At 66.0% G+C, this 22,218-nt stretch carries 18 protein-coding genes and 3 tRNA genes; 12 read left to right on the top strand and 9 right to left on the bottom strand.

Annotated features, from left to right (window positions below; genetic code table 11):
• The first annotated feature begins 154 nt into the window (after positions 1-154).
• From rimM to HUK68_RS14970, 5 genes are all read left to right on the top strand, one after another.
• Entirely contained in the window at positions 155-724 is a 570-nt protein-coding gene (rimM, locus tag HUK68_RS14990; protein ID WP_175504902.1) for a ribosome maturation factor RimM, read from the top strand.
• 9 nt (positions 725-733) lie between these two features.
• Positions 734-1,501 (top strand): tRNA (guanosine(37)-N1)-methyltransferase TrmD, encoded by a 768-nt coding sequence (gene trmD / locus HUK68_RS14985; RefSeq protein ID WP_175504901.1) that lies wholly within the window; start codon positions 734-736, stop codon positions 1,499-1,501.
• 133 nt (positions 1,502-1,634) lie between these two features.
• Entirely contained in the window at positions 1,635-2,027 is a 393-nt protein-coding gene (gene rplS, locus HUK68_RS14980; protein ID WP_175504900.1) for a 50S ribosomal protein L19, read from the top strand.
• 109 nt (positions 2,028-2,136) lie between these two features.
• Entirely contained in the window at positions 2,137-2,829 is a 693-nt protein-coding gene (locus tag HUK68_RS14975; protein WP_244146184.1) for a CoA pyrophosphatase, read from the top strand.
• A gap of 40 nt (positions 2,830-2,869) precedes the next feature.
• Positions 2,870-3,856, top strand: a complete 987-nt coding sequence (locus HUK68_RS14970) for a CobD/CbiB family protein (RefSeq protein ID WP_175504898.1) — start codon at positions 2,870-2,872, stop codon at positions 3,854-3,856.
• Positions 3,857-3,895: 39 nt separating this feature from the next.
• Here the strand turns inward: HUK68_RS14970 and rsgA are convergent, their stop codons facing one another.
• The 3 genes from rsgA to HUK68_RS14955 are packed head-to-tail and all read right to left on the bottom strand — an operon-like array spanning position 3,896 to position 6,509.
• Entirely contained in the window at positions 3,896-4,852 is a 957-nt protein-coding gene (gene rsgA, locus HUK68_RS14965; RefSeq protein WP_175504897.1) for a ribosome small subunit-dependent GTPase A, read from the bottom strand.
• Positions 4,849-5,187, bottom strand: a complete 339-nt coding sequence (locus HUK68_RS14960) for a 4a-hydroxytetrahydrobiopterin dehydratase (protein ID WP_175504896.1) — start codon at positions 5,185-5,187, stop codon at positions 4,849-4,851. Before HUK68_RS14960 ends, rsgA begins: the two co-directional genes overlap by 4 nt.
• Complete coding sequence (locus tag HUK68_RS14955) at positions 5,184-6,509, bottom strand: M48 family metallopeptidase (RefSeq protein ID WP_175504895.1); 1,326 nt, start codon at positions 6,507-6,509, stop codon at positions 5,184-5,186. Before HUK68_RS14955 ends, HUK68_RS14960 begins: the two co-directional genes overlap by 4 nt.
• A 30-nt stretch (positions 6,510-6,539) precedes the next feature.
• Between HUK68_RS14955 and orn the strand changes: the two genes are divergently transcribed.
• Both orn and HUK68_RS14945 read left to right on the top strand, forming a co-directional pair.
• Positions 6,540-7,142, top strand: coding sequence for an oligoribonuclease (gene orn / locus HUK68_RS14950; RefSeq protein ID WP_175504894.1), 603 nt, complete (start codon positions 6,540-6,542; stop codon positions 7,140-7,142).
• A gap of 305 nt (positions 7,143-7,447) precedes the next feature.
• Complete coding sequence (locus tag HUK68_RS14945) at positions 7,448-9,418, top strand: DEAD/DEAH box helicase (RefSeq protein ID WP_175504893.1); 1,971 nt, start codon at positions 7,448-7,450, stop codon at positions 9,416-9,418.
• A 193-nt stretch (positions 9,419-9,611) separates the two neighbouring features.
• Here the strand turns inward: HUK68_RS14945 and HUK68_RS14940 are convergent, their stop codons facing one another.
• A complete protein-coding gene (locus HUK68_RS14940; RefSeq protein WP_175504892.1) occupies positions 9,612-10,844 on the bottom strand; it encodes a multidrug effflux MFS transporter in 1,233 nt (410 codons plus the stop codon).
• 320 nt (positions 10,845-11,164) lie between these two features.
• Here HUK68_RS14940 and HUK68_RS14935 point away from each other — a divergent pair, with 320 nt between their 5' ends.
• Together HUK68_RS14935 and HUK68_RS14930 are read left to right on the top strand one after the other, a co-directional pair.
• Entirely contained in the window at positions 11,165-12,199 is a 1,035-nt protein-coding gene (locus HUK68_RS14935) for a DUF1254 domain-containing protein (protein WP_175504891.1), read from the top strand.
• Between the two features lie 29 nt (positions 12,200-12,228).
• Positions 12,229-13,599, top strand: coding sequence for a DUF1254 domain-containing protein (locus HUK68_RS14930; RefSeq protein ID WP_175504890.1), 1,371 nt, complete (start codon positions 12,229-12,231; stop codon positions 13,597-13,599).
• Positions 13,600-13,662: 63 nt separating this feature from the next.
• Here HUK68_RS14930 and HUK68_RS14925 read toward each other — a convergent pair.
• The 5 genes from HUK68_RS14925 to HUK68_RS14905 form a co-directional block, all read right to left on the bottom strand.
• Positions 13,663-13,738, bottom strand: a tRNA-Lys gene (locus HUK68_RS14925).
• Positions 13,739-13,768: 30 nt separating this feature from the next.
• Positions 13,769-13,844 (bottom strand) — tRNA-Lys (locus HUK68_RS14920).
• 80 nt (positions 13,845-13,924) lie between these two features.
• Positions 13,925-14,000 (bottom strand) — tRNA-Lys (locus tag HUK68_RS14915).
• An 82-nt stretch (positions 14,001-14,082) separates the two neighbouring features.
• Positions 14,083-14,967 carry an NAD(P)-dependent oxidoreductase gene (locus HUK68_RS14910; protein WP_175504889.1) on the bottom strand — a complete coding sequence of 295 codons (885 nt, stop codon included), beginning with the start codon at positions 14,965-14,967 and terminating at the stop codon, positions 14,083-14,085.
• Between the two features lie 134 nt (positions 14,968-15,101).
• Positions 15,102-16,079 (bottom strand): GMP reductase, encoded by a 978-nt coding sequence (locus HUK68_RS14905; protein ID WP_175504888.1) that lies wholly within the window; start codon positions 16,077-16,079, stop codon positions 15,102-15,104.
• A 287-nt stretch (positions 16,080-16,366) separates the two neighbouring features.
• On the opposite strand from HUK68_RS14905, the gene HUK68_RS14900 reads away from it, so the two are divergent.
• The 3 genes from HUK68_RS14900 to HUK68_RS14890 all read left to right on the top strand — a co-directional run bounded on the left by HUK68_RS14900 (position 16,367) and on the right by HUK68_RS14890 (position 22,152).
• Positions 16,367-18,820 carry a UvrD-helicase domain-containing protein gene (locus tag HUK68_RS14900; protein ID WP_175504887.1) on the top strand — a complete coding sequence of 818 codons (2,454 nt, stop codon included), beginning with the start codon at positions 16,367-16,369 and terminating at the stop codon, positions 18,818-18,820.
• 11 nt (positions 18,821-18,831) lie between these two features.
• Positions 18,832-19,944 (top strand): FUSC family protein, encoded by a 1,113-nt coding sequence (locus HUK68_RS14895; RefSeq protein ID WP_175504886.1) that lies wholly within the window; start codon positions 18,832-18,834, stop codon positions 19,942-19,944.
• 138 nt (positions 19,945-20,082) lie between these two features.
• The gene (locus tag HUK68_RS14890; RefSeq protein WP_175504885.1) at positions 20,083-22,152 is read left to right on the top strand and encodes a PhoX family protein; all 2,070 of its coding nucleotides are present in this window, start codon (positions 20,083-20,085) and stop codon (positions 22,150-22,152) included.
• The last annotated feature ends 66 nt before the right edge of the window (positions 22,153-22,218 follow it).

Here is a 22,218-nt window from a genome sequence, read left to right as displayed (position 1 = left end):
CCCCTGAAGGCGGGTTCCGTGGCGTATGCTGACGGAGCCCGCTTTTTTTTGCCCCCGGACCGTTCCAAGGCAAAAAGGCCCCTCGGGTAGGCAGCGCAGCTACGCATCGCGAGCCAGCGTGGGGGCGTATTTCATTTTCCCATTTCTTTGCACCATGGCCCTTCTCCCCGATTTCGAACCCGCCCAACTGCCTGCCGATGCCGTAGAGGTCGGCCGCATCGCGGACGCCTGGGGTGTCAAGGGCTGGTTCAAGGTGCTGCCGTTCAGCGCCGATGCCGATGTGCTGCTGTCGTCCAAGCGCTGGTTCCTGCAGCCCTCGGAGCGCGGCGCGCGCACCTTCACCGGCACCGTGCTGATGCCGGTCAAGCAGGCGCGCGAGCATTCGGGCTCGATCGTTGCGACGGCCGAGGCCATTGCCGACCGCAATGCGGCGGAAGCGCTCAAGGGCGCGCGCATCTTTGTCGCGCGCGCCGAATTTCCCAAGGCGGCAGAGGACGAATACTACTGGGTCGACCTGCTGGGCCTGGATGTGGTCAACCGCGAAGGCGTGGCGCTGGGCCAGGTCAAGGACCTGATGTCGACCGGCCCGCAGACCGTGCTGGTGATTGCCTATGAGGAAGAGGGCAAGGCGCTGGAGCGCATGATCCCGTTCGTGTCGGCCTATGTGGACAAGGTCGAATTGTCCGAGCGCCGCATCACGGTCGACTGGCAGACGGACTACTGAGCCCGGCGCATGCGCTTCGACATCATCACGCTGTTCCCCGAGATGTTCGCGCCGTTCCTGGCCAGCGGCGTGACGCGCCGCGCCTACGCTTCGGACCAGGTCGCGGTGCGCCTGTGGAATCCACGCGATTACGCCCAGGGCAACTACCGTCGCGTTGACGACCGGCCGTTTGGCGGCGGCCCGGGCATGGTCATGCTGGTCGAGCCGCTGCAGGCCTGCCTCGACGCCATCCGCGCCGACCGCGCCGAGGACCCGGCCACGCAGGTGCCGCTGGTGCTGTTCTCGCCCATCGGCAAGACGCTCGATCACCCGGCGGTGGAGCAATGGGCGCAAAGCCCGGGTGCGGTCCTGCTGTGCGGCCGCTACGAAGGCATCGACCAGCGCTTCATCGACACCCATGTGGACGCGCAGATCAGCCTCGGCGATTTCGTGCTGTCGGGCGGCGAGATCGCGGCACTGGCGCTGCTCGATGCCGTGACGCGGCTGCAGCCCGGCGTGCTCAACGACGCCGGCAGCCACCAGCTCGACAGCTTCAATCCCAGCCTCGACGGCCTGCTGGACTGCCCGCATTACACGCGCCCCGAAGTCTGGCAGGGCCAGGAAGTGCCGCCGGTGCTGATGTCGGGCCACCATGCGCAGATCGAGCGCTGGCGCCGCGACCAGAGCCTGCAGATCACCGCACGCCACCGGCCCGAACTGCTGGCCAAGGCGCGCGCGGCGGGGCGCCTGGACCGCAAGGATGAAGCGGTTTTGGCAAAAATCGCGGACGGGCTATAATCGTGGGCTGTCGATCCTCTGCCGGCCGCTGCATTCGAGGAGCCCGAGCCCGCCTCGGGCAAGCAATGCAGCCATACAGTGCCAATCCCGGTGCTTGCCAATTGTGGCGCGGACAAGATCGTTGGATGTAACCATGAATCTGATCCAGACTCTTGAGCAGGAAGAAATCGCCCGCTTGAACAAGACCATCCCCGCGTTTGCTCCTGGTGACACCGTCATCGTGAGCGTGAACGTGGTCGAAGGCGCGCGCAAGCGCGTGCAGGCCTATGAAGGCGTCGTGATTGCCAAGCGCAACCGCGGCCTCAACAGCGGCTTCACGGTTCGCAAGATCTCCAGCGGTGAAGGCGTGGAGCGTACGTTCCAGACGTACAGCCCGCTGATCGCCGGCATCGAAGTCAAGCGCCGCGGCGACGTGCGCCGTGCCAAGCTGTACTACCTGCGCGAGCGCAGCGGCAAGTCGGCACGTATCAAGGAAAAGCTGCCAGCCCGCAAGACGGCTGCTGCTGCTCCTGCTGCTGCCGCCTGAATCGCCTAGGCGTTTCGAGAAAGCCGCTACAGTTCGCTGTAGCGGCTTTTTTGCTTTTGACCGCATCTCTTTGCAGGAATTGGCCTTGCTTCCCACTCCTTCGGCTCCCTTGAGCAGTTCCGCGGCCAGCGCGCTGGCCCCGGGTTTCGATCCCCGCCAGGTGCCGGTGCTGTCCGTCGACAGCCATCTGCCGGCCGTGCCGGCCAGCGCCCAGACCCCCGAGGCACTGCGCCACCGCTTTGCCGCACCGCCGCTGTGGGCGCCCGAGATCGAGCGCGAGCCGCTGATGTCGGCGCGCGCGCCGGCCGAAGCCGCGGTGCTGATCGGCATCGTGCAGCGTGCGCAGCCCATGGTGCTGCTGACCGAGCGCACGCGCCATCTGTCCGCGCATTCGGGACAGGTGGCCTTTCCCGGCGGCAAGCGCGATCCCGAAGATGCCGATGCATCCGCCACGGCCTTGCGCGAGGCCCAGGAAGAGGTGGGCCTGGACCCGGCGCTGGTGGAAGTGCTGGGCAGCCTGCCGCCCTATGTGACCACTACCGGCTTTGTCGTGACACCAGTGGTCGGGCTGGTGCCGCCCGAGGCGCGCTACCAGCCCAACCCCTATGAGGTGGCGGACCTGTTCGAGGTGCCGCTGGCCTTTTTGCTCAACCCCGCCCATCACCAGCGCCATGCGCTCGAGCGCCCCGAGGGCCGGCGCGAATGGCTGTCGATGCCCTACCAGGACGGACCCGTGCAGCGCTATATCTGGGGCGCCACCGCGGGCATGCTGCGCAACTTCTACAGGTTCATGCAAGCTTGATACCGTAGGCCGCGACACAGAGGCAAAGTATGATGGCCGAATGAGTTTCTTTGCCATCCTGTTTGCCTTGCTGATCGAGCAGGCCCGCCCGCTGGCCCGCAGCAATTCCGTCCATGCGGGATTGCGTGCCTGGACCGTTTCCGTGCGCCGCAATTTCGATGCAGGCCAGTCCTACCATGGCTGGGTGGCCTGGGGCCTGGCGGTGCTGGTGCCGGCGCTGTTCGTGCTGGGCGTGCACTGGTTCCTAATGTGGCTCGTGGGCTGGCCGTTGGCGCTGGTCTGGAACGTGGCCGTGCTTTATGTGACGCTGGGCTTTCGCCAGTTCAGCCACCATTTCACGCGCATCCGCGACGCGCTCGATGCCGCCGATGAATACACCGCGCGCGAGGAACTGGCGCGCTGGCAGCAGGTCGACACCACCGAGGTGCCGCGCAGCCAGGTCGTGCGCCATGTGATCGAATATTCGGTGCTGGCCGCGCACCGCTATGTGTTTGGCGTGCTGTTCTGGTACTCGGTGCTCGCGGCGCTGGGCCTGGGCCCGATGGGCGCGGTGCTGTACCGTTCGGCGGAGTTCGTGTCGCGCTACTGGTCGAGCAAGGGTTACATGGGCGCGCAGCCCGTGAGCGAGCGCCTGCAAAGCGCGGCGCGTCAGGCCTGGATGTGGATCGACTGGCTGCCCGCGCGCCTCACGGCACTGAGCTTTGCCGTGGTCGGCAGCTTCGAGGAGGCCATCGACGGCTGGCGTTTCCACGCGCAGCGCTTTCCCAACGACAACGATGGCGTGCTGCTGGCCGCCACGGCCGGCGCCATCAACGTGCGCCTGGGCGGCGAAGCCCTCAAGGCGCGCGAAGGCGCGGCGGCCATGCCCGGTTTCGAAGGCGAATACGACGTGGACGACAGCGACTCCACGCCGGGCCGCCTGCCCGACCTGAGCCATCTGCGCAGCGTCGTGGGCCTGGTATGGCGCTCGGTGGTGGTGTGGCTGCTGCTGCTGGCGCTGCTGTCGCTGGCAAGATTGCTGGGCTGAGGGGGCCGCCATCCGGCGCCAGCGGCGCAGGGTGTTTTTCTAGTACCTGGGCCCGGCGCTCAGTTCCTCGAACAGGTCCTGGTAGATGCGGTAGCGGCTGGCGCTGATGTGGTGGCTGCTGTCCTCGGCGTCGACCTCGGCCATGACCGCGCAGCCGGGTTCGTGCAGGTGGGTGCAGTTGTAGAACTTGCAGTCGGCAGCGCGCGCGCCGATGTCGGGCATGCAGCGCGCCAGATCCATCGGGCCGATGTGGTGCAGGCCGAATTCCTGGAAACCGGGTGAATCGATCAGCGCCGTCTGGCGCTCTTCGTCGACCCAGTACCAGGTGGTGCTGGTCGTGGTGTGCTTGCCCGAGTTCAATGCCTGCGAGATCTCGCCGGTCTGCGCGCGCGCGCCGGGCACCAGCAGGTTGATCAGCGTGCTCTTGCCCGAGCCCGAGGGCCCCAGCACCAGCGTGGCCTTGCCCTGCAGATGCTGCAGCAGCGCCGCGCGGTCGGTTTCGCTGGATTCGGTGAGCGACAGCGGCAGCACGCCGTAGTGCGGCTTCTCGCTGCCATGGTGCATGTGGCGGTAGGGCAGCAGGCGTTCCCAGGCGCGCGCGAACGGCTCGACCAGATCGCTCTTGTTGAGCGCGATCAGCGGCGTGATCTGCGAGGCTTCGGCGGCAATCAGCGCGCGCGCGAGCTGGCTTTCGGAGAACACCGGGTCGGCGGCAATCAGGATCAGCACCTGGTCGATGTTCGCGGCAAACGACTTGGTGCGGATCTCGTCCTGGCGGTAGAACAGGTTGCGCCGCGGCAGCACCTTCTCGATCGTGCCTTCATCGCCCTGGCCCGCGGCCGGCATGATCCAGCGCACATGGTCGCCGACCACGGCCTGGCTTTTCTTGCCGCGCGGGTGGCAGATGCGGCGCGAGCCGTCGGGAGCTTCGACGACGCAATGCCGGCCATGGCTGGCCACGACCAGGCCTTCGGGGCGGACGCTGCCCTGCGTCATGCGAGCAGCGCATCGACGCGGCGCGCGCAGTCGAAGTCCGTGGCCGACACTCCGCCGACGTCATGGGTATTGAAGCGCACGTTGCAGCGGTTGTATTGCACCTTCAGGTCGGGGTGATGGTCCTGCTGGTGGGCAATCAGCGCCACGGCGTTGACGAAGGCCATGGTCTCGTAATAGTTCACGAACGAGAACGTCTTCTGGATGGCCAGGTCGGCGCCGTCGCCGCTGAGCTGCCAGCCTTCGACCTGGGCCAGTTGCGAGACCAGTTGTGGGGCCGACAGGGCGCGGCGCGGCTGGGCGGACCAGTCTTGTTGCTTGAGGGGTTTGGTGGTCATGGTGTGTGAGGGTTTAGCGCCGGCGCAGGCAGGCGCGCGAGGCGCTCGATGGCCGGTGGATGCGAATAGTGGAAAGCGACGTAGGCCGGGTCGGGCGTGAGCGTCGAGGCCTTGTCCTGGTAGAGCGTCAGCAGCGCCGAGGCCAGCGCGCTGCCTTCGGCCTGCGCCGCGGCATAGGCATCGGCCTCGAATTCATCGCGGCGCGAGAAGTACGCCATGAGAGGCGCGACAAAGAAGCTGAACACCGGGGCTGCGAGCAGGAACAGCAGCAGCGCCAGCGCTTCATTGCCGGCCATGGCATTGCCGCCAGGCAGCAGCATCTCCAGGCTGGGGCGCACGCCCAGGCCGGCGTAGAACCAGGGCTGTTGCGAGAGCCAGCCCAGCAGCGCCAGCGCCGCCAGGCTCATGGCGAACAGCCCGATCAGCCGCTTGGTGATGTGGCGGTGCTTGAAATGGCCCAGCTCATGCGCGAGCACGGCCTCGACCTCGGCCGGCGAGAGCTGCTTGAGCAGGGTGTCGTAGAACACCACGCGCTTGGCCGAGCCGAAACCCGTGAAATAGGCGTTGGCATGCGCCGAGCGCCGGCTGCCGTCCATGACGAACAGGCCCTTGGCGGCAAAGCCGCAGCGCTGCATCAGGCCGGTCACGCGCGTGCGCAAGGTTTCGTCCTGCAAGGGCTCGAAGCGGTTGAACAGCGGCGCAATGACGGCGGGATAGAGCCACATCAGAAGCAGGTTGAAGCCGGCCCAGACGGCCCAGGCCCAGAGCCACCAGAGCGCGCCCGCCGAAGCCATGAGCCACAGGACCAGCGCGGCCAGCGGCAGGCCGATCACGGCCGCGACCAGCGTCGACTTGAGCAGGTCGGCCAGCCAGAGGCCGGGCGTGAGCTTGTTGAAGCCAAAGCGCTGCTCGACGACAAAGGTCTGGTAGATCGACAGGGGCAGGCCGGCCAATCCGGAAACCAGCGCAAAACCCGCAAGCAGCGCGAGTTGCTGGTGCAGGCCCGGGCCCATCCAGCCCAGCAGCCACTGGTTGAGCGCGTCGAGTCCGCCCAGCAGTGTCCAGGCCAGCAGCAAGGCGGTGGATACCGCCATGTCGATCAAGCCGGTGCGGGCCTTGGCCAGGGTGTAGTCGGCGGCTTTCTGGTGTGCGGAAAGCGCAATGTGGCCGGCAAAGGCAGCGGGCACTGCGCACCGGTGGCGCGCCACATGGCGCACCTGGCGCGACACCAGCCACAGGCGCAGCAGCAACTGCAAGGCCAGCAGCGCGGCGAAGCCCAGAGTCAGCAGCAATGAAGGTGAAAATGGGGCAGGTGAAAGCATCAGAGGGCAGTGTAGGCCACAATTCATGCCATGTCTGACGCCTCCCTCACCAACCCTCCCGTGCTTGCGAAATCCGACTTGAATCTCGTCTGGCTCGACTGCGAAATGACCGGCCTGCAGCCTGAAACCGACCGGGTGCTCGAGATTGCCGTGGTGGTCACCAATGCCGACCTGTCGATCCGGGTCGAAGGCCCGGTCTTTGCCATCCACCAGAGCGACGCGCTGCTCGACGGCATGGACGCCTGGAACAAGGGCACGCATGGTCGCAGCGGGCTGATCGCGCGCGTCAAGGCGTCGGAAGTCACCGAGGCACAGGCCGAAAGCGAGTTGCTGGCCTTTCTGTCGCGCTACGTGCCCAAGGGCAAGGTGCCGCTGTGCGGCAACAGCATCGGCCAGGACCGGCGCTTCCTGGTCAACTACCTGCCCAAGCTCGAAGCCTTCTTCCACTACCGCAATGTCGATGTCAGCACGCTCAAGGAACTGGCGCGCCGCTGGAAACCCGCGGTCTGCAGTGCGTTCAAGAAGGCGCAGCGCCATACCGCACTGGCCGACGTGCACGAGTCCATCGACGAGCTGATTCATTACCGCCAGCATTTCCTCGCACTCGAACCCGTTGCGCCGGTCACGGCTTGACGGCAGGCGGAGCGGGGCGCGCGCGGGCTTGGCCTTGCCATAGTCAGGGCAATTCCTCTGTGACACTTGCGTGAAACATGGCAGCCATGTGATAATCGACAGCTTGCCCCTACCCCTTGGGGTAAGTTTGCGCATCTCCCATCACTCACCGGGCCCCGCTTTTTGATCCGTGCACCTCGCACGGCAAAGCAATTTATGCCCAGCCGCCTCATTCCCGAGCCGGTTACGTTTGACGGTTGATGTTTTTTAACCGTCATAGAAGCACCGCAGGCATCTGCCCGGTGGCGCTTCACCGTGAGAAACAAATGAACGACAACATTCTCGAGCAGGGCTCCGCCGCCGCTGCCGCATCTTCTTTGGACCATTCCATCCTGAATGCAGCGCCTCTTGCTGCCGACGACGCTGCCATCGTTGCAGACGCCGCCTCCGTCATCGCCGATACCGATTCCCTGGACAACGAGTCCGCCCAAGCCGAGCAGAAGCCCAATGGCTTCGTCGAGCTGGGCCTGGCCCCGGAACTGATCCAGGCCGTGGCCGACCTCGGCTACACCCAGCCCACGGCCGTGCAGGCCAAGGCCATTCCCCTGGCGATGAACAAGGGCACGCATGCGACCGCCTTTGTCGACCTGATGGTGTCGAGCCAGACCGGTTCGGGCAAGACCGCGGCCTTCCTGTTGCCGGTGCTGCACACGCTGCTGGAGCAGCAAGCCGAAGCCGATGCCGAAGCTCGCGCCGAATACGAGCGTGCCGTGGCCGAAGCCGCCGCCAATGGCGAGCCGGCACCCAAGCGCAACAAGCGCAAGGACCCGACCAACCCGCGCAACTTCAAGGCTGCCACGCCCGGCGCCCTGATCCTGTGCCCGACGCGCGAACTCGCCCAGCAGGTTGCGCATGACGCCATCGAGCTGGTCAAGCACTGCCGCGGCCTGCGCGTGGCCAACGTGGTGGGTGGCATTCCCTACCAACTGCAAATTGCCAAGCTGCAGAACGCCAACCTGGTCGTGGCCACCCCTGGCCGTCTGCTCGACCTGCAGCGTTCGATGCAGATCAAGCTCGACAAGGTGCAGTTCCTGGTGGTCGACGAAGCCGACCGCATGCTCGACCTGGGCTTCTCGGACGACCTCGCCGAAGTCAACCAGATGACCTCGCAGCGCCAGCAGACCATGATGTTCAGCGCCACCTTCGCGCCGCGCATCCAGCAGCTGGCCATGCGCGTCATGCACGACAACGGCGCCGGCGTGAAGAAGATCACCATCGACTCGCCGCAGGAAAAGCACGCCAACATCAAGCAGTCGCTGTACTGGGCCGACAACGCCCAGCACAAGCGCAAGCTGCTCGACCACTGGCTGCGTGACACCACGATCAACCAGGCAATCGTGTTTGCTTCGACCCAGGTCGAGTGCGACGGCCTCGCGACCGACCTGCAGCAAGACGGCTTCTCGGCCGTGGCCCTGCACGGTGCGCTGAGCCAGGGCCTGCGCAACCGCCGCCTGATGGCGCTGCGCAACGGCCAGGTGCAGATCCTGGTGGCCACCGATGTGGCGGCACGCGGTATCGACGTGCCCACCATCACCCACGTGTTCAACTACGGCCTGCCGATGAAGGCCGAAGACTACACCCACCGCATCGGCCGTACCGGCCGTGCAGGCCGCTCGGGCCTGGCCGTGACCTTTGCCGAAATGCGCGACCGTCGCCGCATTTTCGACATCGAAGGCTACACGCGCCAGCAGTTCACCGCGGAAGTGGTGGCCGGCCTGGAACCCACGGTGCGCATCCCCCAGGGCGGTCGTCCCGACGGCCGTGGCCGTGGCGGCGAAGGCCGTGACTACTCCTCGCGCGGCCGTGGCGGCTTCGGTGGCGGTGGTGGCGGCGGCCGTGGCTTTGGCGGCGGCGATCGCGGCCGCAGCATGGGCTTTGGCGGCGGCAACGACCGCGGCGGCTTCGGCGGCGACCGTGGCGGCAATGACCGCGGCGGTTTCGGCGGCAACGACCGTGGCGGCTTTGCCGGCCCGCGTGGCAATGACCGTGGCTTCGGCGGCGCTCCGCGCCGTGAAGGCGAAGGCTTCGCGCCCCGCCGTCCGGCCTTTGGCGACAACCGCGGCGGCTTCGGCGGCGACCGTGGCAATGACCGCGGCGGCTTCGGCGGCGGCGACCGTGCTCCGGCGCGCGAATACGGTGCACGCCCGGCCTTTGCCGGCAAGCCCGCCGGTGGCGCTGGCAAGCCCTCGTTCACGCCCCACGACGCACGCAAGCGTCCTGCCCGCCCGGCGCGCTGATCAGCGGCGTCGAGCAAATGAAAAAACCGGCCCGAGGGCCGGTTTTTTCATGGGCGGTCAGGTGCATGCTGGCTCGAGCCCGTATGGTGCGTTCCCGTTCGTCCTGAGCCTGTCGAAGGATGAGCGGGCTGCTGTCCAGGGGGGCGCCGGATCCGAGCCTGGCAATGCTGCAGATGACAGCACGCATTCAAACTCACTCCTGCGCGCTGTTGCGCCCAATTTCCGGCCAGCGCCGGTGCAGGTAGACCCAGGCCACGAGGCCGACCAGCATCAGCGCCAGCGAGGTAAAGGCCAGTCCAATGGTGGAATGCATGACCAGCGGCGCCAGCAGGCCCGCGACCAGGCCGTTGGCGGCCGAGCCGACAAAGGCCTGCAGCGACGAGGCCATGCCGCGGCGCTCGGGGTAGAGGTCGAGCACCAGCAGTGTCACCACCGGAACCATCAGCGCCCAGCCCAGCGCGAACAGCGCGATCGGCACCAGCGCCCAGCCCGCATGCACCGGCAGCACCAGCGTGGCGATCACATTGAGCACCGACACCAGCAGCATGATCACAAAGCCGTGCCGGATCTGGCGCTTGGGCGGAATGCGCCCGGCCAGGCGGCCGCTGAGCCAGGCTCCGGTCATGATGCCGGAGATGATCAGCAGGAACAGCCAGAAGAACTGTGTCGGCCCCAGGCCCAGGTGGTCGCCGAGGAAGGCCGGCGCGGCCAGCACGTAGAGGAACATGCCGTTGAACGGCACGCCGCTGGCCAGCGCCAGCAGCAGGAAGCGCGGGCTCGAGATCAGCTGCCAGTAACCACGCATGAGATGGCGCGTGTTGAATGGCTGGCGCAGATCGGCATGCAGGGTTTCGGGCAGCCAGCGGAAGTTGATGCTCCACAGCAGCACGCCGATCAGCGTCAGGAACCAGAAGATGCTGTGCCAGCCGGCCAGCACCAGCAGCCAGCCGCCGGCGATCGGCGCGATGGCCGGGGCGGCGCCAAAGAACAGCGTGACCTGGCTCATGACCTTCTGTGCTTCGGAGGGCGGATACATGTCGCGGATCACGGCGCGCGACACGACGATGCCGGCCCCCGTGGACAGGCCCTGCAGCGCGCGGAAAAACACCAGCTGGCCGATGTTCTGCGACAGCGCGCAGCCGGCCGAAGCCAGCGTGAACACCGCCAGCCCCCAGAGCACGACCGGGCGGCGGCCGAAGCTGTCGGCCAGCGCGCCATGGAACAGGTTCATGAACGCAAAGCCGAACAGATAGGCCGACAGCGTCTGCTGCATCTCCACCGGGGAAGCCCCAAGCGCCTTGGCGATGCCGGAAAACGCCGGCAGGTAAGTGTCGATGGAAAACGGCCCGAGCATGCCCAGCAGGGCCAGCAGGATCGAAAGCGTCCAGCGCGGGCCGGGCCAGAGTTGTTGGGCTTGAGGATGCATGGAGTGGGAGCGAAGAAAGGGCGCAGTTCGTGGCGTGCGTTCGCCAGGCGGGGCCGAGCGCTGATTGTGCCGTGCAATCGCAGGTGCACCGAAGCCCCTGCGTGTTGCAGCCTGCTGCCATACTGTAACGTGTCGCAACGCACTGTGCGGCGTGCGCCAAGTCCTGGATGCCCGCCGCAGCGCAGCGTGGGAAATGGGCGGGCAGCCGCTGTGCGAAGTGACAGCCTCGGGTTATGGGACCTTCGGGCAATAGACGCTTCGGCGGTAGCCGGAGAAGCTGTAAGCACTTATCACTCTGCGGCCAAGTGCCAATCCATTGCATGCGCCAAAAAATCTTCTTTGCCTGTGTCCTGGGAGCTTCCCTGGGTCTGGCCGCTACCGTTCATGCCCAGTCTCAGCCGGCTGCTCCGGTGCCGGTCACGGTGGACAATTTCATTCGCGCGGAAAGCGATACCTATCTGGCCGCTCTTGCCAAGCAGGGCGGCTTGGGGAAACTGCTGCATCGCCGCGAACCCGCGTCAATCGATCACCAGACCGTGATCCGCCTGAACCGCGACACTTTCTACACCTCGGGTGTGTTCGATCTGGACGCCGGCCCTGTGACCATCACCATGCCCGACCCTGGCACGCGCTACATGGCTTTGCAGATCGTCAATCAGGACCATTACGTTCCCAACGTCTTCTATGGCGCTGGCGTGCGGACATTGACGCGCGAAAACGTGGGCACGCGCTATGTGCTCACGGCCATCCGCACGCTGGTCGACCCCGGCAATGCCGAGGACGTGCGCCAGGTGCATGCGCTGCAAGACGCCATCCAGGTCAGCCAGAAAGCCCCGGGCACGCTGGAGCTGCCCCGATGGGATGCCGTGAGCCAGAAGAAAGTCCGCGATGCCTTGCTGGTGCTGTCCACCACCATCCCCGATTTCAAGGGCGCATTCGGCACCCGGCAGGAAGTCGACCCGGTGCGCCGGCTCGTGGGCGCGGCGGCGGCGTGGGGCGGCAATCCCGACAAGGATGCGATCTATCTCAACATCACGCCTGCGGGCAATGATGGCAAGAAGGTCTATCGCCTGGTGGCGAAGGATGTGCCCGTGGACGGATTCTGGTCGATCAGCGTCTATAACGCGCAGGGCTTCTATGAGAAGAACGCCGCCAACGCCTATACCTTGAACAACCTTACCGCGCAAAAAGGCAGCGATGGCGCGATCACCGTCCAGTTTGGCGGCTGCGACGGGAAGGTTGCCAACTGCCTGCCGATCGTGGCGGGCTGGAATTACACCGTACGTCTTTACCGGCCACGTGCCGAAGTACTTTCGGGGCGCTGGAGCTTCCCTGAACCCGTGCCTGTCAACTGAGAAACATCGCAACTCTTTCGGTAGACGCCATGAAATCCATTCTTCAGTCCCCGGGCGCGTGGGCATTGGCCCTGTCCGCCGCCGCGCTGCAGCCAGCCGCCGGCCAGGAGGCAATGTCGGCAGACAGCATTCGCGCCATCACCAAGGAGGCGTACATCTACGCCTACCCGATGATCGAGAGCTACAACACCATGTACAAGCAGCTTGCGAATCCTGCGGGGCGCGAGTATGTGGGAGGCTTCGGCAGGTTCCGGCATTACTCGCAGGCCTACACGCCGGAGAATCACGACATCGTGACGCCCAACAATGACACCCCCTATTCATGGGCGTGGCTGGACCTGCGCGCCGAGCCCTGGGTCGTGAGCGTGCCGGCGGTGCCCGGCAACCGCTATTACGTGCAGCAGTGGATTGATCTCTTCACCCATAACTTCGCCTATATAGGCTCGCGCGCCACGGGCAATGAGGCCGGTGACTATCTGTTTGTCGGCCCGCGCTTCCAAGGCGAGTTGCCAACCGGCTTCAAGAAGGTTTTCCGCTCGGAAACCGACATCGTGCTGACGCTGACCCGCACCGCGTTGAATGGCCCGGCCGATGTCGACGCCGTGAAAGCCGTGCAGGCCGGCATGAAGTTGCAGCCCTTGAGCAGCTTTGCCAAGACACCCGCGCCGGCGCCGGCGCCTGCCGTGACGTTTCCTGCCTATGACGCAGCCAGGGGCCATTCGCACGACTTCATTGCCTACCTCAACTTCCTGCTGCAGTTCACTCAGCCGCCCCATCCCAGCGAGGTGGAGTTGATGAAGCGCTTTGCCAGCATCGGAATAGGCCCCGGGCTTGCGTTCGACGCCGCCAGGCTGCCTGCCGCCACGCTGGCCGCCATCGACAAAGGCGTGGATGACGGGAAAGCAGCGCTGGCGCAGAAGGCAAAGACGACGATGTCGTCCAACGGCATGTTCGGCTCGCGCGCCGAGTTGAAGAATGACTATCTGACGCGTGCGGTCGCGGCTGAAAAGGGGCTGTATGGCAACTCGCTGGCGGAGGCGTGGTATGGCGGGTATGTGGGCGACGGAAGCCAGATGGCCACCGTGCACTTTGCACCAGGCCAATTGCCCCCTGCCAAATTTTTCTGGTCGATGACGCTGTACACGCTTCCCGAGCGCTTTCTCTATGCCAACCCACTGAACCGGTATTCGATTGGCGACCGAACGCCGGGCCTCAAGCGGGATCCCGATGGCGGGCTTACGCTGTATCTTGGACACGTAAGTCCGGGCGCAGACAAGGAATCCAATTGGCTGCCCACCCCTGCAGGCCGGTACAGCGCGGTGGCACGGGTCTATGGACCGAGTGAAGCGGCCATGAACGGCAGCTGGAAGCTGCCGCCGCTCACGCCCGTGCCGAGGTGAGTCAGGCCCGCGGGCGAAAACCAAGAAAAAAGCCCACTTCGTGCGAAGTGGGCTTTTTTGATTTGGTGGGTCCTGAGTGATTCGAACACTCGACCTACGGATTAAGAGTCCGCTGCTCTACCAGCTGAGCTAAGAACCCAAATCTTTTGTTGAACCACTGAAATGAAAGTGGTGGGTCCTGAGTGATTCGAACACTCGACCTACGGATTAAGAGTCCGCTGCTCTACCAGCTGAGCTAAGAACCCATCTTGAACGACCGCTGCGCCAGTGGCAGAGGACTTCCAAAACGTATGCTGCGATCTTTCGATCACCGCACTGGAAAAAGTGGTGGGTCCTGAGTGATTCGAACACTCGACCTACGGATTAAGAGTCCGCTGCTCTACCAGCTGAGCTAAGAACCCACTTTTCCCTTGCATTTGCAAGCGAGATTTGAATTATGCACTATTTTTTGGAGGTCCGCAGCAAAACCCTGGCTCGGCGAAGTCATGCCATGGCATTGCGGCTCGCGAGTTCGACGAACAGTCCGCTGTGGTCCAGCTCGCCCAATCCATGCGCGATGCTGTCGGCATACAGTTGCTCGAACAGGCCGGTGATGGGTGCATCGAAGCCGATGTCGGCCGCCGTGGCGAGGGCATTGCGCATGTCCTTGAGCTGCACCGTCATGCGCCCGCCGGGTGCGAAGTCGCGCGCGAGCATGCGCTGGCCGTGCAGCTCGAGGATGCGGCTGGCGGCGAAGCCGCCGCCAATCGCCTCGCGCACCTTGGCCATGTCGGCGCCGCCCTTGGCGGCCAGCAGCAGCGCCTCGGCGACGGCGCCGATGGTGATGCCGACGATCATCTGGTTGGCCAGCTTTGCCAGCTGGCCCGCGCCATGCGGTCCGACATGGGTGGCGCGGCCCAGGCAGGCAAAGACCGGCGCGGCGCGCTCGAAATCGGCCGCCTTGCCGCCGACCATGATGGCCAGCGTGCCGGCTTCGGCGCCGACGGTGCCGCCCGAGACCGGCGCATCGAGATGCGCGATGCCGCGGTCGCCCAGGCGCGCTGCATGGTCGCGCGCCTCGGCGGGCTGGATCGAGGCCATGTCGATGAACAGGCTGCCTTCGCGCATGGCCGTGGCCACGCCCTGGGAGAACAGCACGTCTTCGACCACCTGGCCGTTTTCCAGCAGGCTCACGGCAATGTCGGCGTCGGCCACGGCGCGTGCGGCGCTGTCGTGCAGGCGTGCGCCCGCGCCAGCCAGCGGTTCGGCGCGCGCGCGCGTGCGGTTCCAGGCATGGACCTCATGGCCTGCCTGGCACAGGCAGCGCGCCATGGGCAGGCCCATCTTGCCGGTGCCCAGCACTGCGATCTTCAACGGGGTAGGGGGCATGGCTGCAAACATCCTCGGTGGAGTGCGGGTGGCGCCGCATGAAAAAGGCCCGGGGCATGCCATGCACCGGGCCTCCATCATCAGCGCTATTCGCCGCGCAAGCTGTCACTGAGCTTGCAGCGGGCCGGGGGCGCTCACATCAGCAGATGTTCGCCGGCGTTGTCGCCGCCCAGGGTCACGTAGTTGACCTTGCGGATGTCCATCAGCTGCTTGCCGCCGGAGTAGCTGATCGAGCTCTGGATGTCCTGCTCCATCTCCACCAGCGTGTCGGCGAGGCGGCCCTTGACGGGTTCGAGGATGCGCTTGCCCTCGACGTGCTTGTACTCGCCCTTGTTGAAGTCCGAGGCGGAACCGTAGTATTCCTTGAATTTCTCGCCATCGACCTCGACGGTGTTGCCCGGCGATTCCTCGTGGCCCGCGAACAGCGAGCCGATCATGACCATGCTGGCGCCGAAGCGGATGCTCTTGGCGATGTCGCCGTGGCTGCGGATGCCCCCGTCGGCAATGATGGGCTTGGTGGCCACGCGCGCGCACCACTTGAGCGCCGACAGCTGCCAGCCGCCGGTGCCGAAGCCGGTCTTGAGCTTGGTGATGCAGACCTTGCCCGGGCCGATGCCGACCTTGGTGGCATCGGCGCCCCAGCTTTCGAGATCGATCACGGCCTCGGGCGTGCCGACGTTGCCCGCAATCACGAACGACTGCGGCAGCTTCTGCTTGAGATAGCCGATCATGTTCTTCACGCTGTCGGCATGGCCGTGGGCAATGTCGATGGTGATGTATTCGGGCACCAGGCCTTCGGCGACGAAACGGTCGACGGTCTCGTAGTCGGGTTGCTTCACGCCCAGCGAGATCGAGGCAAAGCAGCCCTTGGCGTGCATGTCCTTGACGAACTGCACGTTGTCGAGGTCGAACCGGTGCATGACGTAGAAGTAGCCGTTTTGCGCCAGCCAGGTGCAGATCGACTCGTCGACGACGGTTTTCATGTTGGCCGGGACGGCGGGGATGCGGAACGACCGACTGCCCAGCGTCACGCTGGCATCACACTCCGAACGGCTTTCCACGCGGCATTTGCGCGGCAGCAGAAGAATGTTGTCGTAGTCGAAGATTTGCATGAGATTCCAAGCTCCATAAAGGGTCGCCGCGGAACGATTTCCGGCGACAAGGGCGCTTGGCTTGGTGACCGGCTTGCGGGCGCTGCCGCTGCGAGCGGCCACCGCGGGCCTGCGGACAGGCACAAAAAACCGGACCACAAGAAACTTGGGCCCGGTGATTGATTCTACCCGCTCTGCGCATGTTGCGTGAAAGCCCCCGAGGATGAGCAGGTTGCCGGCAGGACCTCCGGCCAAGGCTTTTGCGCGCGCGCATGGCCAGGGCGGGGCGGGGTTTCTACAATTGGCGGATGTTCCCTCTCGACCTGCTTTCCGGCGCCGCGCCCAGCGCTGCGTCCGACTCCCCGCTGCTTGCCAACCTCAACGAGGAGCAGCTCGCGGCCGTGACGCTGCCCGCGGGCCATGCGCTGATCCTGGCCGGCGCCGGTTCGGGCAAGACGCGGGTGCTGACCACGCGCATTGCCTGGCTGCTGCAGACCGGGCAGGCCACGCCCGCGAGCATCCTGGCCGTGACCTTCACCAACAAGGCGGCCAAGGAAATGAGCGCGCGGCTGTCGGCCATGCTGCCGGTCAACGTGCGCGGCATGTGGATCGGCACCTTCCACGGGCTGTGCAACCGCCTGCTGCGCGCCCACCACCAGGCCGCGGGCCTGCCGCAGTCGTTCCAGATCCTCGACACGCAAGACCAGCTGTCGGCCGTCAAGCGGCTGTGCAAGCAGCACAACGTCGACGACGAGCGCTTTCCGCCCAAGCAGCTGCAGTACTTCATTGCGGGCTGCAAGGAGGAAGGCCAGCGCCCGGGCGACGTGGCCGTGCACGACCCCGACACGCGCCGCAAGGTCGAGTTCTACCAGCTCTACGAGGAGCAGTGCCAGCGCGAGGGCGTGGTCGATTTCGGCGAACTGATGCTGCGCAGCTACGAACTGCTGCGCGACCAGCCGCAGCTGCGCGCCCACTACCAGCGGCGCTTCCAGCACATCCTGGTGGACGAGTTCCAGGACACCAACCGCCTGCAATACGCCTGGCTCAAGCAGCTGGCCGGCGATGAGGTCGGCGGCCTGATGCAGGCCCGGGGCTCGGTCATTGCCGTGGGCGACGACGACCAGAGCATCTACGCCTTTCGCGGCGCGCGCGTGGGCAACATGGCGGATTTCGTGCGCGAGTTCGACGTGCAGCGCCAGATCAAGCTGGAGCAGAATTACCGCAGCTTCAGCAACATCCTCGATTCGGCCAACGCGCTGATCAGCCACAACAGCCGGCGCCTGGGCAAGAACCTGCGCACCACGCAGGGCCCGGGCGAGCCGGTGCGGGTCTACGAATCCCATACCGACCTGGCCGAGGCACAGTGGATCGTCGACGAGATCCGCCAGCTGGTGAAGAACGATGGTTTCGCGCGCCAGGAAATCGCCGTGCTGTACCGCAGCAATGCCCAGAGCCGGGTGATTGAAACCGCGCTGTTCAATGCCGGTGTGCCCTACCGCGTGTATGGCGGCCTGCGCTTTTTCGAGCGGGCCGAAATCAAGCACGCGCTAGCCTATCTGCGCCTGCTGGAAAATCCGCATGACGACACCAGCTTCCTGCGCGCGGTGAATTTTCCGCCGCGCGGCATTGGCGCACGCTCGATCGAGGTGCTGCAGGATGCGGCGCGCAGCGCGGGCTGCTCGCTCAGCGACGCCGTCACTGCCGTGCCGGGCAAGGCCGGCGCCAACCTGGGCGCGTTCGTTGCCAAGATCGAGGTGCTGCGCGAGCAGACGCAAGGCAGGAATCTGCGCCAGATCATCGAGGCGGTGCTCGAGGAAAGCGGGCTGATCGAGCACTACCGCAACGAGAAGGAAGGCGCCGACCGCATCGAGAACCTGCAGGAACTGGTGAACGCGGGCGAGAGCTTCGTGACCCAGGAAGGTTTCGGCCGCGATGCCGTGGCGCTGCCGCTCGACGAGCATGGCCAGGCGCTGCGCCAGAGCCCCGTGAGCCAGGGCATCGACCCCAGCCAGCCGCTGCTCGATGAAGTGCTGCCGGTGCTGCAGCCCGCGGCCGGCATCGTCGACATCGATACCGGCGAGACGCTGTCGCCGCTGGTGGCCTTCCTCACGCATGCCGCGCTCGAGGCCGGCGACAACCAGGCCCAGGCCGGGCAGGACGCGGTGCAGCTGATGACGGTGCATGCCTCCAAGGGCCTGGAGTTCGACGCGGTGTTCATCGGCGGCATGGAAGAGGGCCTGTTCCCGCACGAGAATGCGATGAACGACAGCGGCGGCCTCGAGGAGGAGCGCCGCCTCATGTATGTGGCGATCACGCGCGCCAGAAAGCGCCTGTACCTGAGCCATTCGCAGACGCGCATGCTGCACGGCCAGACGCGCTTTCACATCAAGAGCCGCTTCTTCGACGAGCTGCCCGAAAGCGCGCTCAAATGGATCACGCCCAAGCAGGCCGGCTTCGGCAGCTTCGCGCCGCAGGGCAGCGGGGCTGGCTATGGTTCGGCCGGCTATGGCGGCGGCCGCGGCCAGGGCGGCTGGGGCGGCGCCAAGACCGAAACCTTTGCCAGCCCGCCGGTGCCGCCGCAAAAGGCCGCGCCCGGCCATGGCCTGAGCGCGGGCACGGCGGTGTTCCACAACAAGTTCGGCGAAGGCAAGGTGCTGGCCATCGAAGGCACGGGCGACGATGCGCGCGCGCAGGTCAACTTCCCGCGCCATGGCACCAAGTGGCTGGCGCTGGCGATTGCCAAGCTGACCATCGTCGATTGAAACCCGCCCGTATGCAAGAAGAAAAAGAACCAGCGCCCGCGGCCTCCAAGGCGCGCGCGGCGCTGCATCTGCTGCACCGCCAGCAGTTGCACGAAAGCCTGGCGCTCGCGCCGCAGATGTCGCTGCGCATCGCGCTGATCGCCGGGTTCCAGGCGAGCCTCGCGGTGCTGGTGGCACTGGTGCTCACGCTGCTGTCGCCCTGGCCGCAGCTGGTGGGTTTTCCGGCGCTGGGCGCGCTGGCGGCGCTGTTCGGGCGTTTCGCACCCTTGGCGCGGCGCCGGCGCATCGTGGCCGTGTGTGCGCTGCTGCTGCTGGCCGCCGTGCTGTTGCCCTCGCTGGCATCCTTGTTCGGCGCCAGCGAATGGGGCCTGGTGCTGGTGCTGGCGCTGGTGGCCGGCTTGTCGACGGTGGCGGTGAGCCGCTGGGACCTGGGCGGGCCCGGCGCCGTGATCATCGTGTTTGCCGCGGGCGCCGCGCTGCATCCGGTGGCCAGCGCGCAGGAACTGGGCGCGCGCCTGGCCGCCACGGCGGCCGGCGGCCTGCTGGCCTGGGTGGTGTGCTGGCTCACCGATGGCTTGCGCGCGAAGGAACTGCGCCAGCTGCAGTTTCCCGTGGTGCGCATTCCGCCCATCTCGCACCAGTGGATCGCGGGGGCGCGCATTGCCGCCGGCGCCGCGGTGGCGGCGCTGCTGGCCTGGGCCGCGGGCGCGCAGCATCCGGCCTGGGCGGCGATTGGCGCGACCGCGGTGATGCAGGGCAGCCATCTGCACGTGACCATGAACCGCGCGCTGCAGCGCCTGGGCGGCACCGTACTGGGCGCCTGCCTGGCCTGGCTGTTCCTGGCGCAGCAGCCGCCGCTGTGGGGCATCGTGCTGGCGGTCATCGTGTTCCAGTTCCTCACGGAAGTGATCATCGGCTTCAACTACGCGCTGGGGCAGATCACCGTCACGCCGATGGCGCTGCTCATGACTTTGCTGGCATCGCACTCTTCGCTCGCCGGCAGCATGCCGGTGGAGCGCGTGCTCGACACGCTGCTGGGCGCGGCGGTGGGCATCGCGCTGGCGGTGCTGTTTTCCAGCGCCGACGACCGCGCCTACCTGGCGCAGCTGCGGCGGCGCCGGTAACAGTGACGGGATCGTGGCCGGCATGGGCATGTGACACGGGGCGGTAGGCTGGCGTTGCAGTTTCATCTGCGCGTCATATTGGTTTTCTAGAGTGCGCTTACCCGTCGAAGCATCGACAAAAACCAAGAAAGCCGCCCCGTGAGCAAATCCATTTCCGACAAGGTCGTTCGCAACCACAGTGACAACACGCCTTTCAGCGAAATCCTCGAAAAGAGCCTGTCGCGCCGTGCCGTGACGCGTGGCAGCCTGGGCGCTGCGATGGCGCTGATGGCCGGTTTCAGCCTGAGCGCCTGTGGCGGCGACAGCGATCCCGTGACGCCCACCGAGCCGGTGACGCCTCCCGTCACGCCGCCGGTCACGCCCGTACCCGAACTGAAGCTGGGCTTCCAGTCGCTGGCCAATTCGATGACCGACGCCTGTGTCGTGCCCGCGGGCTACACCGCGCAGGTGCTGGGTGCGTGGGGCACGCCGCTCAACAGCAACGCCGCTGCCTGGGACCGCAACGGCAACAACAGCTCCAACGACCTGCTGAACTCGACCGGCATGCACCATGACGGCATGCATTTCTTCGCGCTCGACGGCAGCGCCACCGAAGGCCTGCTGGTGGTGAACCACGAATACATCGACGAAAAAGTGCTGCACCCCAACGGCCAGACCGGCACCGGTGCGGGCCAGAAGCGTCCCGTGGAAGAAGTGCGCAAGGAAATCAACGCCCATGGCGTGGCCGTGATGCACATCCGCAAGGAAGGCACGAGCTGGAACATCGTGCTGAACTCCAAGTACAACCGCCGCTTCACCTCGGCCACGCCGATGCGCCTGGCCGGCCCGGTCGGCGGCACGGACTCGGTCAAGACCCCGTTCTCGCCCAATGGCACCCAGGTGCGCGGCACCAACAACAACTGCGGCAATGGCACCACGCCCTGGGGCACCTACATCACGGCCGAGGAAAACTGGGCGTCGTGCTTCGTGAACACCGGCGCCGTGACCGCAGCGCAAAAGCGCGTCGGCGTTTCGACCGCCAAGGGCCGCTACCTGTGGGAAACCGCGGCCGGCGATGTGACCGAGCAGAACGGCGAATTCGCACGCTTCAACATCACGCCCGGCCTGGGCTGGGAAAACGAAGTCAACGGCTTCGGCTACCTGGTGGAGATCGACCCCTACGATCCCAGCAGCATTGCCACCAAGCGCACCGCCATGGGCCGCTTCGCGCACGAAGGCGCCGCCTACGGCAACCCGGTCGAAGGCCAGCCGCTGGCGTTCTACTGCGGCGACGATTCGCGCTTCGAATATGTCTACCGCTTCGTGTCGGAAGCCGTCTGGGACCCCAAGGACGCGACGCGCACCGACCGCCTCAATGTCGGCGCCAAATACCTCGACAAGGGCACGCTGTATGTCGCGCGCTTCAATGACGACGGCTCGGGCGAATGGGTCGCACTGGTCCCCGCCACCGTGGGCAAGGGCGGCAAGACGCTGGGCGCCGAATTCGGCAGCCTGGAGGCGATCCTGATCAACACCCGCGGCGCGGCCGACTTCGTCGGCGCCACGCCCATGGACCGCCCCGAGTGGACCGCCGTGCACCCGACCAATGGCGACGTCTACCTGACGCTGACCAACAACACCAGCCGCAACGCGACCACCGGCACCAATGCCGCCAACCCGCGCCTGAACAACGCCAACGGCCACATCATCCGCTGGCATGACCAGAGCGGCACCAATGCCTTCCGCTGGGACATCTTCGTCTTCGGCGCATCGGACCTGGACAACGCCGATACCAACCGCTCGTCGCTGACTGCCGTGAACCAGCTGGCCAGCCCGGACGGCCTGTCCTTCGACAGCCGCGGCATCATGTGGATCCAGACCGACAACGGCCTTGACGGCGGCCGCAACAACAACGTGGCCAAGACCACCAACGACCAGATGCTGGCCGTGATCCCCAAGCCCATGAGCGAGAGCACCGGCACGGGCCCGGTCATCAATGCCAGCAACCAGGCCGACCTGCGCCGCTTCTTCGTCGGCCCGAACGAAGCCGAGATCACCGGCGTCGCCTACTCGCCCGACAACACCAGCATCTTCCTGAACATCCAGCACCCGGTGAACTGGCCTGCCTACGACACGACCGATGCCACGGTCGTGAGCAGCACCAAGGTGCGCCCGCGCTCGGCCACGGTGGTGATCCAGCGCACCGACGGCAAGCCGATCGGCGTCTGATACGCGTCAGCCGCGGCCAGCCACAAAAAAACGCCCCTCGGGGCGTTTTTTCATGGGCTGCTGAAA

This window comes from Comamonas antarctica, from assembly GCF_013363755.1.
GTDB lineage: Bacteria > Pseudomonadota > Gammaproteobacteria > Burkholderiales > Burkholderiaceae_C > Comamonas > Comamonas antarctica.
This window is presented reverse-complemented; position numbering and strand designations above follow the sequence as displayed.